Source organism: Pseudomonas baetica, from assembly GCF_019733355.1.
GTDB classification, from domain to species: domain Bacteria; phylum Pseudomonadota; class Gammaproteobacteria; order Pseudomonadales; family Pseudomonadaceae; genus Aquipseudomonas; species Aquipseudomonas baetica_A.
In genome coordinates, this window is the sequence record NZ_JAIHLQ010000021.1 from 41,354 (window position 1) to 55,691 (window position 14,338).

General features: G+C 59.7%; 14 protein-coding genes. 10 read left to right on the top strand and 4 right to left on the bottom strand.

The genetic code is table 11. The annotated features are described in order from the left end of the window. Positions 1–38 precede the first annotated feature (38 nt). The 8 genes from cobU (at position 39) to K5E40_RS19705 (ending at position 5,406) form a co-directional block, all read left to right on the top strand. Entirely contained in the window at positions 39–560 is a 522-nt protein-coding gene (gene cobU / locus K5E40_RS19675; RefSeq protein WP_221732202.1) for a bifunctional adenosylcobinamide kinase/adenosylcobinamide-phosphate guanylyltransferase, read from the top strand. After that, complete coding sequence (gene cobT, locus K5E40_RS19680) at positions 557–1,612, top strand: nicotinate-nucleotide--dimethylbenzimidazole phosphoribosyltransferase (RefSeq protein ID WP_221732203.1); 1,056 nt, start codon at positions 557–559, stop codon at positions 1,610–1,612. Before cobU ends, cobT begins: the two co-directional genes overlap by 4 nt. Next, positions 1,609–2,184 (top strand): alpha-ribazole phosphatase family protein, encoded by a 576-nt coding sequence (gene cobC, locus K5E40_RS19685; RefSeq protein ID WP_221732204.1) that lies wholly within the window; start codon positions 1,609–1,611, stop codon positions 2,182–2,184. The genes cobT and cobC overlap by 4 nt, the downstream gene beginning before the upstream one ends. Position 2,185: 1 nt before the next feature. Further along, a complete protein-coding gene (locus K5E40_RS19690; RefSeq protein WP_221732205.1) occupies positions 2,186–2,917 on the top strand; it encodes an adenosylcobinamide-GDP ribazoletransferase in 732 nt (243 codons plus the stop codon). Positions 2,918–3,006: 89 nt separating this feature from the next. After that, entirely contained in the window at positions 3,007–3,411 is a 405-nt protein-coding gene (locus tag K5E40_RS19695; RefSeq protein ID WP_221732206.1) for a MarR family winged helix-turn-helix transcriptional regulator, read from the top strand. A 52-nt stretch (positions 3,412–3,463) separates the two neighbouring features. Next, positions 3,464–4,672, top strand: a complete 1,209-nt coding sequence (locus K5E40_RS19700) for an MFS transporter (protein WP_221732207.1) — start codon at positions 3,464–3,466, stop codon at positions 4,670–4,672. After that, complete coding sequence (locus K5E40_RS35065) at positions 4,669–4,791, top strand: hypothetical protein (RefSeq protein ID WP_260455855.1); 123 nt, start codon at positions 4,669–4,671, stop codon at positions 4,789–4,791. The genes K5E40_RS19700 and K5E40_RS35065 overlap by 4 nt, the downstream gene beginning before the upstream one ends. Positions 4,792–4,845: 54 nt before the next feature. Next, on the top strand, positions 4,846–5,406 hold the full coding sequence (locus K5E40_RS19705) for a glutathione peroxidase (protein ID WP_221732208.1): 561 nt from the start codon (positions 4,846–4,848) through the stop codon (positions 5,404–5,406). A 75-nt stretch (positions 5,407–5,481) separates the two neighbouring features. On the opposite strand, the gene K5E40_RS19710 is transcribed toward K5E40_RS19705, so the two are convergent. The 3 genes from K5E40_RS19710 to K5E40_RS19720 form a co-directional block, all read right to left on the bottom strand. Then, a complete protein-coding gene (locus K5E40_RS19710) occupies positions 5,482–6,753 on the bottom strand; it encodes an OmpP1/FadL family transporter (protein WP_221732209.1) in 1,272 nt (423 codons plus the stop codon). A gap of 146 nt (positions 6,754–6,899) precedes the next feature. Then, on the bottom strand, positions 6,900–7,382 hold the full coding sequence (locus tag K5E40_RS19715; protein ID WP_221732210.1) for a hypothetical protein: 483 nt from the start codon (positions 7,380–7,382) through the stop codon (positions 6,900–6,902). Positions 7,383–7,658: 276 nt separating this feature from the next. Further along, positions 7,659–7,883 carry a hypothetical protein gene (locus K5E40_RS19720; protein ID WP_221732211.1) on the bottom strand — a complete coding sequence of 75 codons (225 nt, stop codon included), beginning with the start codon at positions 7,881–7,883 and terminating at the stop codon, positions 7,659–7,661. Between the two features lie 964 nt (positions 7,884–8,847). Between K5E40_RS19720 and K5E40_RS19725 the strand changes: the two genes are divergently transcribed. Continuing rightward, entirely contained in the window at positions 8,848–9,171 is a 324-nt protein-coding gene (locus K5E40_RS19725; protein WP_221732212.1) for a sel1 repeat family protein, read from the top strand. 175 nt (positions 9,172–9,346) lie between these two features. Beyond that, positions 9,347–10,711, top strand: coding sequence for a DNA recombination protein RmuC (rmuC, locus tag K5E40_RS19730; protein ID WP_221732223.1), 1,365 nt, complete (start codon positions 9,347–9,349; stop codon positions 10,709–10,711). Between the two features lie 92 nt (positions 10,712–10,803). Here rmuC and K5E40_RS19735 read toward each other — a convergent pair whose 3' ends face one another. After that, positions 10,804–14,274, bottom strand: coding sequence for a PAS domain-containing hybrid sensor histidine kinase/response regulator (locus tag K5E40_RS19735; protein ID WP_221732213.1), 3,471 nt, complete (start codon positions 14,272–14,274; stop codon positions 10,804–10,806). Positions 14,275–14,338 lie beyond the last annotated feature (64 nt).

Below are 14,338 nucleotides of genomic sequence, written 5' to 3' on the forward strand. Positions count from 1 at the left end.
GGCCGGTGGCCTCAATACATAACTTTCAGGATGTTCCCATGCTCCAACTGATCCTCGGCGGCGCCCGCTCCGGCAAAAGTCGCCTGGCGGAAAAACTCGCCACCGACAGCAACCTGTCAGTCACCTACATCGCCACCAGCCAACCGCTGGACGGTGAAATGAACGAGCGCGTCGCCCACCACCGCGCCCGTCGTCCAGCCGAATGGTCACTCATCGAAGAACCGCTGGAACTGGCCCGCGTCCTGCGCGAAAGCGCCAGTGCCAAGCGTTGCCTGCTGGTCGATTGCCTGACCCTGTGGCTGACCAATCTGCTGATGCTCGACGACGCCGAGCGGCTGACCGCCGAACGCGATGCTCTGTTGGACTGCCTGGCGTCACTGCCGGGTGAAATCATTTTTGTCAGCAACGAGACCGGAATGGGTGTCGTGCCGCTGGGCGAATTGACTCGCCGCTACGTCGATGAAGCCGGTTGGCTGCATCAAGCTCTGGCTGAGCGCTGTCAGCGTGTCGTCCTGACCGTCGCCGGCCTGCCCCTGACCCTGAAAGGACCTGCCTTATGACCCAAACCTGGTGGCTGAACCCGTGCAAACCGGTGAGCGCCGATATCGTTGAACAAGCGGCGGCGCGGCAACAGCAATTGACCAAACCAGCCGGCTCTCTGGGGCGGCTTGAGTCGGTGGCGGTGCAGTTAGCCGGTCTGCAAGGGCAGGTGAAACCGACGCTTGAACAGGTCTGGATTGCGATTTTTGCCGGTGATCACGGTGTTGTGGCTGAAGGTGTGTCGGCATTTGCGCAGGAAGTGACCGGGCAGATGCTGCTCAACTTCGTCAGCGGCGGCGCGGCGATCAGCGTGCTGGCGCGCACGCTCGGCGCACAACTGGAAGTGGTGGACCTGGGCACGGTAACGCCCACGCTGAATCTGCCGGGAGTGCGTCACTTGAATATCGGCGCAGGCACGGCGAATTTCGTTCAGGGTTCGGCGATGACTCAATCGCAAGGCGAACTCGCGTTGCTGGCCGGTCGCGACAGCGTGTTGCGTGCCAAAGCGGCGGGTACGCAGTTGTTCATCGGTGGCGAAATGGGCATCGGTAATACCACCGCTGCCAGTGCGCTCGCCTGTGCGTTGCTCGATTGCCCGGTGGCGCACCTGACCGGCCCCGGCACCGGTTTGAATGCCGAAGGTGTCAGCCATAAAGCGCAAGTGATCGAGCGCGCATTGGCGTTGCACGCCGCACAGCGTGGTGATGCGTTGCAGACACTGTTCAACCTTGGTGGTTTCGAGATTGCCGCGCTGGTCGGCGCGTATCTGGCCTGCGCGCAGGAAGGCGTAGCAGTGCTGGTCGACGGCTTTATCTGCACCGTCGCCGCGCTCGTCGCGGTGCGCTTGAATCCGGCCTGCCGCGAGTGGCTGCTGTTCGGGCATCGCGGTGCCGAGCCGGGGCATCGCCATGTGCTGGAAACCCTGAGCGCCGAACCGTTGCTGGAACTCGGCCTGCGTCTTGGCGAGGGCAGTGGCGCCGCGCTGGCGGTGCCACTGCTGCGTCTGGCCTGCGACCTGCACGGACAGATGGCGACGTTCGCTGAGGCTGCGGTGGCGGATCGTCCGGCATGACGTTGCGTCTGGATTTACTGCGACACGGTGAGACCGAACTCGGCGGTGGTTTGCGCGGCAGTCTCGATGACGCGCTCACCGAAAAGGGTTGGGCACAGATGCGTGAAGCTGTTGTCGCGGGCGGACCGTGGGATCGTTTGGTCAGTTCGCCATTGCAGCGTTGCGCGCGGTTTGCCGCTGAACTCGGTGAAGAACTGAATCTGCCGGTGCAACTGGACAAGGATCTGCAAGAACTGCATTTCGGCGCTTGGGAAGGGCAGAGCGCGGCGGCGCTGATGGAGACGGATGCCGAGGCGCTAGGGCTGTTCTGGGCTGACCCGTATGGGTTTACGCCACCGCAGGGCGAGCCGGTCAGTGATTTTTCTGCGCGGGTGTTGACGGCGGTGGCGCGGCTGCAAGCGGCGTATGCGGGTGAGCGGGTGCTGCTGATCAGTCATGGCGGCGTGATGCGCCTGTTGCTGGCGCAAGCGCGAGGATTGCCGCGTGAACAGTTGCTCAATGTTGAAGTCGGTCACGGCGCGTTGTTCTCGCTGACGGTCGAGGTTGACGGTTTGCTCAAGGAAGGTCACTGACATGCTGCCGCTGTGGATCGCCCTGCAATTTCTGAGCAGCCTGCCGATTCGTTTGCCGGGCATGCCAGAGCCGGAACAGCTTGGGCGCTCCCTGTTGTTCTATCCGCTGGTGGGATTGCTGTTCGGCGTGATCCTTTGGGCGCTGAACCTGGCGTTGGCCGGTGCACCCTTGCTGCTCCACGCGGCGCTGTTGTTGGCGGTTTGGGTGTTGCTCAGCGGCGCCTTGCACCTTGATGGGCTGGCCGACAGTGCCGATGCCTGGCTGGGCGGCTTTGGTGATCGCGAACGTACGTTGACGATCATGAAAGACCCGCGCAGCGGGCCGATCGCTGTGGTGACGCTGGTGCTGGTGTTGCTGCTGAAATTCTCGGCCTTGCTGGCGTTGATTGAACAGCATCAAGCGATGGCGCTGATCATCGTGCCGCTGCTTGGGCGGGCGGCGTTGCTCGGGCTGTTTCTGACCACGCCCTATGTGCGCGCCGGTGGTTTGGGGCAAGCGCTGGCCGATCATCTGCCGCGCAAGGCGGGTTGGCAGGTGCTTGGGTTGAGTACGGCGGCTTGTTTGCTGATCGCCGGATTCAAAGCGATGGTTGCTTTGGTTGTAGCGCTCGTTGTGTTTTTCTGGCTGCGGCAAGTGATGATGCGACGGCTGGGCGGGACGACCGGGGATACGGCGGGGGCGTTGCTTGAATTGCTGGAGATGGCGGTGTTGGTGGGGTTGGTCTTGGTCTGACAGATGGCTGGCTTATCACGCGGCACAAACCGTATTGATAAACTGATGTGTAACTTGATTTAACACAGTCACGGGTATATACACGCACCATGCTTCCTTCTCAGTGTTTGTGCACCAACCTGCGTCGCGCCGCGCGTGGCGTCAGCAGGCATTACGACGGCGCTCTCGACGGCTTCGGGATCAACGTTGCCCAGTATTCTTTGCTGTGCAATCTGCAGCGTCTGGAGCAACCGAGCATCTCGGAACTGGCCGAAGCCATGGGCCTGGACCGCAGCACCCTGGGACGCAATGTGCGCGTGCTGGAGGGCGAGGGATTGGTCGCGCTGGCCGAAGGCGAGGACATGCGTAACCGCATCGTCCGGCTCACCGAGGCCGGTGTACAGCGACTGGCAGCGGCATTGCCGGCCTGGGAAGCGGCGCAGCAGCGGTTGATTGATCGCTTGGGCGCCGAGAAGCGTGAAACCTTGCTCAGATTGCTCGACGAACTGGCGTAGCGCCGGTTTTTTCGGGCTCAAGCGGGTATATACCCGCGAATGGAGAACAACAATGACATCGATGTGGCGTACGTGCGGTTGGGTGTTGCTGGGGAGTGCGCTGATCCTGGCGTTGTCATTGGGCATAAGGCACGGTTTTGGTCTGTTCCTGTCGCCGATGAGTGCGCAGTTTGGTTGGGGGCGCGAGGTGTTCGCCTTTGCCATCGCCTTGCAGAACCTGATCTGGGGCCTCGCCCAGCCGTTCACCGGCGCACTGGCTGACCGCTTCGGCGCGGCGAAAGTGGTGCTGGTCGGTGGCGTGCTCTACGCCGCGGGGCTGGTGTGCATGGGCCTGTCGGATTCGGCGTTGACGCTGTCCCTGAGCGCTGGCCTGTTGATTGGCATTGGTCTGTCTGGCACCTCGTTCTCGGTGATCCTGGGCGTAGTCGGTCGCGCGGTGCCCGCGGAAAAACGCAGCATGGGCATGGGCATTGCCAGCGCTGCTGGCTCCTTCGGCCAGTTCGCCATGTTGCCGGGCACGCTGGGTCTGATCGGCTGGCTCGGTTGGTCGGCTGCACTGCTGGTGTTGGGTCTATTGGTGGCGCTTATTGTGCCGCTGGTAAGCATGCTCAAAGACAACCCATTGCCAGTACTCGGTCATGAACAGACACTCTCTGAAGCCCTGCGTGAAGCCTGTTCGCACTCTGGATTCTGGCTGTTGGCCTTCGGCTTTTTCGTCTGTGGTTTTCAGGTGGTGTTCATCGGCGTGCATTTGCCGGCCTATCTGGTAGATCAACACTTGCCGGCCACGGTTGGCACCACGGTGCTGGCGCTGATCGGACTGTTCAATATCTTCGGCACCTACACCGCCGGTTGGCTCGGTGGCCGCATGTCCAAACCACGTTTACTGACAGCGTTGTATTTGCTGCGAGCGGTGGTGATCGTGTTGTTCCTCTGGCTGCCGGTGACAACGACATCGGCGTATGTGTTTGGCATGGCCATGGGTTTTCTGTGGCTGTCGACGGTGCCGTTGACCAACGGTACGGTAGCGACCTTGTTCGGCGTGCGAAATCTATCCATGCTTGGTGGCATCGTGTTTCTGTTCCATCAGCTCGGTGCGTTCCTCGGAGGGTGGCTGGGCGGGGTGGTGTATGACCGTACCGGGAGTTATGACTTGATCTGGCAAGTGGCGATACTTCTGAGCCTGTTGGCGGCGGCGTTGAACTGGCCGGTGCGCGAGCGTCCTGTCGCACGCCTGCAAACCAGTGCTGGCGCTGCATGAGCCGTTTGTGGTCACGAATTGCCCTCACCGCGCTCGGCGTCGCCTTGCTGGCGCTGGTGTGGTGGGGCTGGCATCAGGGAGGCCTGGCCTTGATGCAGTTGGGCATGAGTATTTGCTAGAAACAGGCCTGGCGAGTAACGTCGAACTCTGACGACTGCTCAAGGATGCTCGAAATGCTGATGCGCTGGTGTGCTGTTCCCGCGTTGCTGATGGCGTTGACTGGCTTGGCCCAGGCCGCTGACTGTCCGGAATTGTTGCAAGGCTCATTGCCGAAATTGCGTGCCAAGGATTCCATTGATCTGTGCAAGCAGTACGCCGACAAACCGCTGGTGGTGATCAATACCGCCAGTTTCTGTGGTTTCGCGCCACAGTTCGAAGGCCTCGAGGCACTCAATCAGCGCTACAAGGCGCAAGGTCTGGAAATGCTCGGTGTGCCCTCCAACGACTTCAAGCAGGAGTCCAAGGACAGCGCTGAGACTGCCAAGGTTTGCTATGCCAACTACGGCGTGACATTCGCCATGACCGAGCCGCAGAAGGTTCGGGGTGATGGCGCTACGCATATGTTTCAGGTATTGGCTGCGCAGAGCAGTGCGCCGAAGTGGAATTTCTATAAATACGTGGTGGATCGCCAAGGCAAAGTGATCGCCAATTTCTCCAGCCTGACCAAGCCGGATGATCCGGAGTTTCTCGCCGCGATCGAGAAAGCCATTGCCTCAAAGCCGCTGAAACCCTGATCCATAAAAAAGCCCCGCGCTCTTTACCGAGGCGGGGCTTTTTAGTGGGCGAGGGGTTAGCCTCGCCTGACAGCATCAGAAGCGGTAGGTTGCGCCGAGACCGAAACCGTTTGCCGAGTTTTCATACTTGGAGTTGTAGGTCTGGCCGCGATCGTTTTCGTTGCGGATCTTGACCGACTCTTCCTTCAGGTACGAATAAGCGACGTCGATCGTCAGGTCTTCGGTCGGGCTCCAGCCAGCGCCGATGCTGAAGATCGTCCGGTCGCCGGTAGGAATGCGTGGCGAACGGTCGACGTTGTTGGTCGGCGACTGGTCGAACGTCAGGCCGGTACGCAGTACCCACTCCTTGTTCAACTGGTACGACGTGCCGACGGCATAAGCCCAGGAATCGTGCCAGTTCTGGTCTTCGGTGATTTCACCGAACTGACCGGCCAATGCAGGCTGTACGCCGGAGTTCTTGACGGTGATTTTTTCCAGTTGGCTCCAACGGGTCCAGGTGGAACCGGCATAGACGTTCCAGCGGTCGTTGATCGCTTGGGTGACCGAGAAGTCGATGGACTCAGGCGTGGTGATCTTCAGCGAAGCATCGTACTTCTGGCTGGCGCTAAGGCCTGCCAGGGCCAATGCGCCGTAGTTGACCTTGGTGTTGCCTTCAAGCTTGTAGTCGACTTTGGAGTGATACGTCAGACCCAGTCGCGTGGTGTCGGTGGCTTGTACCAGCACGCCGATGTTGTAGCCCAGTGCGGTGTCGTCACCCTTGATCTTGACCTTGCCATCCGGCAGGGCCTGAGTGATCGACAGGTTGGATTCCAGCGTGCCGTCGATGCGGTTGATGGTCGGGCCGAAACCGATCGACACCTTGTCGTTGAAGGCGTAGCTGACAGTTGGCTGAAAGGTGATGACCTGTACTTCGGACTTGCTGCCGAAGTAACGACCGGCAAACCCTTTTTCGTAGTCGGTAATCAGGCCAAACGGTACATAAACCCCCAGACCAAATGCCCAATGTTCATCGATCGGTTTGACGTAGAAGCCCATAGGTACGGAGGTGAAGGGCACCATGTCGCCTTTGTTGCTGCCGCCGTTAGGGCTGGAGCTACCGTCGCTGATATCGGTCTTGGCGTCGAGGAATGCAACACCGCCAGTGACTTGTTCGCGCTTGAGGCGCGACATGCCGGCAGGGTTGCCATAAACAGTGCTTGCGTCGTCGGCAGAAGAAGATCGCCCGGCGTAACCCGTCCCCATCCCGCTAATGCTGTGTTCGTTGATGGCAAAGCCGGCGGCGAAAATCTGCGTGGATGCCATGGCAACGGCGAGGCTAAGGGTGGTTTTGAGCATTACTTTTTTCATTATTAGAACTCCTGGTGATCACCGGGGCGAAAATTACCAACATTTTCGTTCCGGCGCTATAGTCCGTATGCGTTGAGTTAGAGCGGTTTTGTAGGACAATCCGACCAGAATGGCGACATGATGGGCGATCTTGAAAAACTGGTCAGTCAGCAAGCGACCTGATTCAGTGGTGAAACACAGGTTTGCCATGCATAAGTGAAGTCCCGCAAGCGACCCTGGGGTTGAAAAGTCTGACGCCAGATACGCGCCATGCCGAGCAGATCATTGGGGGCGGGAAGGGTGGGGTTTTGTTCTTCCACCAGCAGCCAGGCGATGGCCGTGGCGTAACGCAGGTTGACGGTCAATTCCAGGTGCGGGCTGCTGAGAAAGGCATGCTGGCTGGCCAGTCCGCGAACCAGGCTGGCGCGTTCCGGATCGAGCGCCAGATAGTCATCCCAGAGTGCCTGATGGCGATGCTCGGCGATGCGGTAGAGGCCGTGGCCTCGGCGGTCATGCAGGGCGGACCCGAGGTCGGACTGGCTGGCGGCAATGCCCAGCAAAAGGGATTCGGCAGTTGCGCAGTGGCGTCCCAGATAAATCAGCGTAGGACGGATCACGTAGCGACACAGTTCGCTGGCAGCGATACCCATAAAACCCTCGGATCTTGTTATTGGGCGGCGATACCTGAAGGTGGCCTTGGCAGCGGTGGATCGACTCAGGCTCGCCGGAAGCGGATCACGCCGCTTGAGTTGAAGTGTAGTGTCATATTTGCGACGTAAAGGCCTGTTTTTAAAATATTTCCGGCAGTGAGTTATAACCGTTATATCCGATAGTGCTTAGGCGTCGAGGGTGAAAAGTGAAACATCAGGCAATAAAAAGCCCTGCGTTTTAAGCAGGGCTTTTGCTTTTTGCAGCCTTTTCGGCTCTCAGGCAATCAAGGCCTGACGTGTACGATCGATCACGGCCTGCAGCGGTTCGGCGCTGGAGTATTGATCGGGGTACAGACGCTCGCTGTGGCGGGCGATCCCGTGTTCATTGACCACGGTGAAGCTGAAGCAGCCTTTGCGAGCGGCCATGATCAGGCAGTTCATTGGTGCAAAAGCGTTGGTTAGGGTGCGAATGGCATCCTGAGTATGAATTTGAGCAGACATAGTTATTAGGTGTTCCTACAAATGACACGGATAAGAACCGTGCAACGTTAAAACGTTCCAGTAACGTCGACCACCATTGGTCGAACGAAGAACCCGACTGGAACAAAGCAGCCAGTTTGAAGCGCTATTAAGTTGGCGCGCTTGGGCTGGCAGGTAGGTACTTAGGAGGGCAGGCAACACATCAAGGGCAAAGGTTCTGGGCCCGGGGTGAAGATCCTGATCAATTTGCAGGTTGGTTCGGTCAGAGTAAGTGCCCTTCGCAACACCCTTTGCATTCATTCAAAGGCTGTGTTGTCGCAAGATTTACCTGGAAACCATCGAGGGGTCGGTCCCGCTTTTTTCGGTAGTGGCTTCTTGGAAGAAGGTTGACCGTGGGGATGTGTTCGACCGGAATTGACTTTCAGCTTGGTACTAACGCTGCGGATACTAACGGATCGAATTGGACAAAGCAAACCCTGCGTTGAAAAAGATTGCAGTAGCGAGCGGAGTTCGCGATACGACCCCGCAGGGCGCCCCGTATTGGCACACATCTCGACCGTCGGTCGGCGAAGATATATCCGTGAAACGGCGCCTCAGAGCCCTTTATCCCCAGTCAGGGTGCCAAAACGAACCGAAAAAGCGCATTGATATAACCGGGTAACAGGCACTTGTGCACATTAGTTGCGCAGGCTGTAACGACGCTGTCACATCAATCCTGACTCCAGTGGCTGCCTGTATCGAAAGTTTAAGTCAATGAAAAACATCGCTTTTTTTTGTTGGTGAAAAAATCGTCAGTTTGACTGCGGGCCCCATTCCACAAGGCTTTGCGAGGGTTGGAGAGCGGTTGTCCACTGAGTTATCCACAGCTTCTGTGGATTGTCCCGAGCGCTTGCTCTAGCACGGGCGTGCCGGGTTATTTTTCGACTTTACCTGTAAGAAAAAGAGAGTAGAGTGGCGCGCCTTCCGATCTGTCCCACAGTGCTTTATGAAGTTTCGCTCAGTACCAGACTCTGTTACCTCAGAACATCTCCGTGTTACCTCTCCCAAGCGATTTTCCGTGCGTGTGGCCGAATGGTTGCTCGACAGTCCGCGCCTGAGTGACAGCCATAACGCCAAACACTTGGCGGGGCGCTTGCTGAAGCAACCGGCGCGTGAAGGCGTGGTTGCCGCACAAAGCCGCCTCGGTCAGTTGATGTGCCGCGAGTGCGGTAATGCCCGGGACCGTCGCATCGGTCAGGAACTGCTGCGTCAGGCGGCCCGTGCCGGCGACCGTCGTGCTCAACAGGAACTTGGTCTCATCGAAGACTGAGCTGTCCAAGTTCTGACACCTTCGTTACCCTTCAGGCTTTATCGGATCGGCAGGAGTCGCTATGGCTATGGACTTGACCAGCGTATTGCTCGGTCTCGCAGGCGCTGGGCTGCCATTGTTGGCGCTGGCCTGGCAACTGCAACGGCGGGCGAGCACCGGACAAGCCGAGGTGGCCTTGCTCGAAGAGCGGCTGGCCATGGCGCAACTGGCGCAGGACGGGCTCAACGCTCAGCTTGATGCCAGCCGCGACGAAGTCGCTGACCTAGGGCAGGCCAACGCGACCAAACAGGCCGATCTGGCGGCACTGCGCCGCGAAGTCGAACTGCTGCAAATCGAGCGCGACGATGCCCGTGACGCCTCCCATGCCTGGAATATCGAGCGTGCCAACAAAGAGGCTGAACTGCGGCGCCTCGACGCTCAGGCGGCTTCGCTGAACGCCGAACTGCGTGAGCAGCAGGAAAGCCATCAACAACGCCTCAACGACCTGCAAGGCTCGCGCGATGAGCTGCGTGCGCAGTTTGCCGAACTGGCGGGCAAGATCTTCGATGAGCGTGAACAACGTTTCGCCGAAACCAGTCAGCAGCGTCTCGGCCAGTTGCTCGATCCGCTGAAAGAACGCATTCAGTCCTTTGAAAAACGCGTGGAAGAAAGCTATCAGGCCGAGGCCCGTGAGCGTTTCTCGCTGGCCAAGGAACTGGAGCGTTTGCAAGCGCTCAACCTGCGTTTGAGCGACGAGGCGACCAACCTGACCCGCGCCCTGAAAGGCCAGAAAACCCAAGGTAACTGGGGTGAGCTGATTCTTGAGCGGGTGCTGGAACACGCAGGTCTGGAGAAGGGCCGCGAATATCAGACCCAGGTCAATCTCAAAGGCCCGGACGGTGAGCGCTTCCAGCCCGACGTGATCATTTACCTGCCGGGCGACAAGCAAGTGGTGGTCGACTCCAAGGTCAGCCTCACGGCCTATCAACAATATGTGGCAGCGGATGACGACACGCTGGGGCAGGTGGCAATCAAGCAACATGTGCTGTCCCTGCGCAATCACGTCAAAGGCTTGGCCGGCAAGGATTACAAGCGCCTGGAGGGCTTGCACAGCCTGGATTTCGTCTTGCTGTTCGTACCGATCGAAGCGGCGTTTTCCGCAGCATTGCAGGCTGAGCCCAGCCTGTTTCAAGAAGCGTTCGACCGCAATATCGTCATCGTCAGCCCGACCACGTTGCTGGCGACTCTGCGAGTGATCGACAGCCTGTGGAAGCAGGAACGCCAGAGCCAGAACGCCCGGGAAATCGCCGAGCGCGCCGGATGGCTGTACGACAAGTTCGTGCTGTTCATTCAGGATCTGGACGAGGTTGGCAATCGCCTGCAGCAATTGGACAAAGCCTACAGCTCAGCGCGTAACAAACTGACAGAAGGGCGCGGCAATCTGGTCAGTCGCAGTGAACAGCTCAAGCTGCTGGGTGCGCGGGCCAGTAAGAGCTTGCCGGCAGGTTTGCTCGAGCGGGCAATGACGGATGTCGATGGGCTGGTCGAGCTACCCGAATAATCACCACCAGTGCGCGCCCACGAGGGTCACCTGAACTCTGGGCGCGCGAGCTTGCTCACGAAGGCATCAGCCGTTTCGCTGCAAACCGAGATTTACAGCGGTAAATACCGACTCAACAACGCCCGCAACGCCGCCGGTTTCACCGGTTTTGCCAGATAATCCAGGCCCGCCGCGTGTACCTGCGCGACCATCTCGGGGCGCCCATCGGCGCTGATCACCACGCCCGGCACCGGCTCGCCCAGAGTTGTGCGCAACCACGCCATTAACTCGGTCCCGGTGTCGCCGTGATCAAGGTGATAGTCGACCAACGCCAGTTGCGGCCGCACCCCCTCGCTGAGCAGTGCGGCGCATTCTTCACGATTGCGCGCCGTCCACACTTGGCAGCCCCAGCGGCTCAACAAGCTGTTCATGCCGATCAGAATGCTGTCTTCGTTGTCGATGCACAGCACCTGAGCGCCGCTCGGCAACTTGCCATTGATCTCGGCAACCACGCCCACCGGTGTGGTTTGCGTGCGAGCCAACGGCACACTGACACTGAACACACTGCCGTGCCCCGGCCAAGAGCGCACCCGCAGCGTATGACCGAGCACGCGACACAAGCCATCGGCGATCGCCAACCCAAGGCCGAGGCCTTTTTCGGCGCGCGTCTGGTGGCTGTCGAGGCGTTTGAACTCCTCGAAAATAACGTGCTGCTTGTCTTCCGGAATACCAGGCCCACGATCCCAGACCTCCAGACACAATTCCCCGTCACGTCGCCGCACACCCAGTAAAACCGGGCCTTTGGCGTAACGGTAAGCGTTGGTGAGGAAGTTCTGCAAAATCCGGCGCAGCAACTTGATGTCGCTGTCGATGCGCAAATGACTCCCACGCACGCGGAACGTCAAACCTTGTTCCTGGGCCAGCGCCTTGAACTCCGCCCCCAGCGTGTCGAACAGTTCATTGACTGCAAACGGCTTGCGATCCGGATTGATCTTGCCGTTTTCCAGGCGCGAAATGTCCAGCAGATCGCTGATCAAGTCTTCAGCCGAGCGCAACGAACTGTCGAGGTGCTGGACCAGTTTCTGCGCCTCGCTGCTCAAGCCGTCGTCCTGATGGGAGAGGGCGGCAGAGAACAGTCGTGCGGCGTTCAATGGCTGCATCAGGTCATGACTGACGGCGGCGAGGAAACGGGTTTTCGATTGGTTCGCCGCCTCGGCGGTGCCCTTGGCGTCGGTCAACGCGACGTTGAGTTGCGACAATTCCTGCGTCCGTTCGCTGACCCGTTGCTCCAATCCTTCATTGGCTTCGGTCAGTGCTTGCTCGGCTTCGCGGAACGCGGTGATGTCGGTGAAACTCATGACGAAACCGCCGCCGGGCATCGGGTTGCCGATCAGCTCGATCACCCGGCCGTTGGGGAACAGTCGTTCGGAAGTGTGCGCGCGACCCTGGCGCATCCAGTGCAGGCGTCGGGCAACATGTACTTCCGCTTCGCCGGGGCCACACAAACCGCGCTCGGCGTTGTAGCGAATGATGTCGGCAATCGGCCGGCCGACGCTGATCAAACCTTCCGGGTAGTTGAACAGTTCCAGATAACGACGGTTCCAGGCCACCAGTTTCAGCGACTGGTCGACCACGCTGATGCCTTGGGTGATGTTTTCAATCGCACCTTGCAGCAGCGCACGATTGAATTGCAGGACCTCGGAAGCTTCGTCAGCGATACGCACGACGTCCTCCAGTTGCATCTCCCGACCTTCAATAGCGGCTTTTACTACAGCGCGCGTCGAAGAAGCGCCGAGTACACCGGCCAGCAAGCGCTCGGTGTGGGCGATCCATTCGCCGTCAGCGTTCTGGTTCGGGTTGTAGCCTTTGCCCTGACGATAAGCGAAACGAATGAAGCTCTGCCGCGCGCGTTCTTCACCGACAAACCGCGCCGCCAGTTGCAGCAAGTCGTCGATCTGCACCGCCAGCATCGAGCGCGCGCTCGGGCGGGCGCTGATTTCCTGGCCGATAAAACGCCCGGCCTGCCAGTGCTCCGACACCCGTGTGCGGGATAACACCGAGACCCACGCAAACAGGGTGAAGTTACCCGCCAGTGACAGCACCACGCCTTGAGTCAACGGCGAGATCGGCAGGTTCAGCGGGTTGCCGTGCAGCCAAGCCAACCCCGGGAAGCTGCTCAGCGACCAACCCAGACTGTGGGCAGCAATAGGCAGAACCAGCGTGTAAAACCACAGGAACGTGCCAGCGGCGAGGCCGGCAAAGACGCCACGGCGGTTCGCCTGTTTCCAGTACAAGGCGCCGAGCATGGCCGGGGCGAGTTGGGTGACCGCGGCGAAGGCGATCTGGCCAATGGTCGCCAGGCTCGCCGTCGAGCCCAGCAAGCGATAGCTGACGTAAGCCAGCAGCAAGATCACCACGATGCTTACGCGCCGTACCGAGAGCATCCACTGACGGAACACTTCGAACGGGCGCTCGGCGTTATTGCGTCGCAGCAACCACGGCAACAGCATGTCGTTGGAGACCATCGTCGACAGCGCCACACTGGCGACAATCACCATGCCGGTGGCCGCCGAAGCGCCGCCGATAAACGCCAGTAACGCCAGCGCCGGATGGGCCTGCGCCAGTGGCAGGCTGATCACGAACGAATCGGGCAGCACGTCGCTCGGTAGCAGCATCTGACCGGCGAGGGCGATCGGTACCACAAACAGCGCGGCCAAGGCGAGGTATGCCGGGAACACCCATTTGGCCAGGCGCAGATCCTGCGGATCAATGTTCTCGACCACCGTGACGTGGAACTGCCGGGGCAGACAGATGATCGCCATCATCGCCACGCCGGTCTGCACCACCATCGAAGGCCAGTTAATGGTCTCTTTCCAGTATTGCTCAAGGCGCGGGGCGAGCATCGCTTGGTTGAACAGATCGTCGAAACCGTCGTAGAGGCCATAGGTCACGAAGGCGCCGACGGCCAGAAACGCGAAGAGTTTGACCAGTGATTCGAACGCAATCGCCAACACCATGCCCCGGTGGTGTTCCGTGGCATCGAGGTTGCGGGTGCCGAAGACAATGGTGAACAGCGCCAGCACCAGTGACACGATCAGCGCCGTGTCCTGGCCGCGAGTGCCCATGGCGTCGACGCCGGCGCCGATCAACAGGTTAACGCCCAGGACGATACCTTTGAGTTGCAGGGCGATATAGGGCAGGACGCCAACCAGGCAGATCAGCGCCACGACCACCGCCAGCGATTGTGATTTGCCGTAGCGCGCCGCGATGAAGTCGGCGATGGAGGTGATGTTCTCCTGTTTGCTGATCATCACCATTTTTTGCAGAACCCACGGCGCGCCCACTAAAAGCAGGATTGGCCCGAGGTAAATCGGCAGAAATGCCCACAATTGCTCGGCGGCCTGGCCGACTGCGCCGAAGAATGTCCAACTGGTGCAGTAAACGGCCAGCGACAGGCTGTACACCCAGGCACGCATTCGCGGTGGCAGCGGTGTGCTGCGACGGTCGCCGTAGAAGGCGATGGCGAACATGATGGCCATATAGGCCAGGGCGACGGCGGCGATCAGCCCGGTGGACAACGACATGCAACACTCCCGACAGAAGACTCCCTGGCACTCCTGCCCGGGCGGACAGTCTCGCATGAGTGTG

What these genes read in the sequence shown, in the direction of transcription:
- cobC (WP_221732204.1), top strand. Translation starts at nt 1,609, where the DNA reads ATGACGTTGCGTCTGGATTTACTGCGACACGGTGAGACCGAACTCGGC.
- K5E40_RS19710 (WP_221732209.1), bottom strand. Translation starts at nt 6,753, where the DNA reads ATGAAAAAAGTAATGCTCAAAACCACCCTTAGCCTCGCCGTTGCCATG.
- K5E40_RS19720 (WP_221732211.1), bottom strand. Translation starts at nt 7,883, where the DNA reads ATGTCTGCTCAAATTCATACTCAGGATGCCATTCGCACCCTAACCAAC.
- K5E40_RS19695 (WP_221732206.1), top strand. Translation starts at nt 3,007, where the DNA reads ATGCTTCCTTCTCAGTGTTTGTGCACCAACCTGCGTCGCGCCGCGCGT.
- cobT (WP_221732203.1), top strand. Translation starts at nt 557, where the DNA reads ATGACCCAAACCTGGTGGCTGAACCCGTGCAAACCGGTGAGCGCCGAT.
- K5E40_RS19690 (WP_221732205.1), top strand. Translation starts at nt 2,186, where the DNA reads ATGCTGCCGCTGTGGATCGCCCTGCAATTTCTGAGCAGCCTGCCGATT.
- cobU (WP_221732202.1), top strand. Translation starts at nt 39, where the DNA reads ATGCTCCAACTGATCCTCGGCGGCGCCCGCTCCGGCAAAAGTCGCCTG.
- K5E40_RS19735 (WP_221732213.1), bottom strand. Translation starts at nt 14,274, where the DNA reads ATGTCGTTGTCCACCGGGCTGATCGCCGCCGTCGCCCTGGCCTATATG.
- K5E40_RS19725 (WP_221732212.1), top strand. Translation starts at nt 8,848, where the DNA reads ATGAAGTTTCGCTCAGTACCAGACTCTGTTACCTCAGAACATCTCCGT.
- K5E40_RS35065 (WP_260455855.1), top strand. Translation starts at nt 4,669, where the DNA reads ATGAGCCGTTTGTGGTCACGAATTGCCCTCACCGCGCTCGGCGTCGCC.
- K5E40_RS19705 (WP_221732208.1), top strand. Translation starts at nt 4,846, where the DNA reads ATGCTGATGCGCTGGTGTGCTGTTCCCGCGTTGCTGATGGCGTTGACT.
- K5E40_RS19715 (WP_221732210.1), bottom strand. Translation starts at nt 7,382, where the DNA reads ATGGGTATCGCTGCCAGCGAACTGTGTCGCTACGTGATCCGTCCTACG.
- K5E40_RS19700 (WP_221732207.1), top strand. Translation starts at nt 3,464, where the DNA reads ATGACATCGATGTGGCGTACGTGCGGTTGGGTGTTGCTGGGGAGTGCG.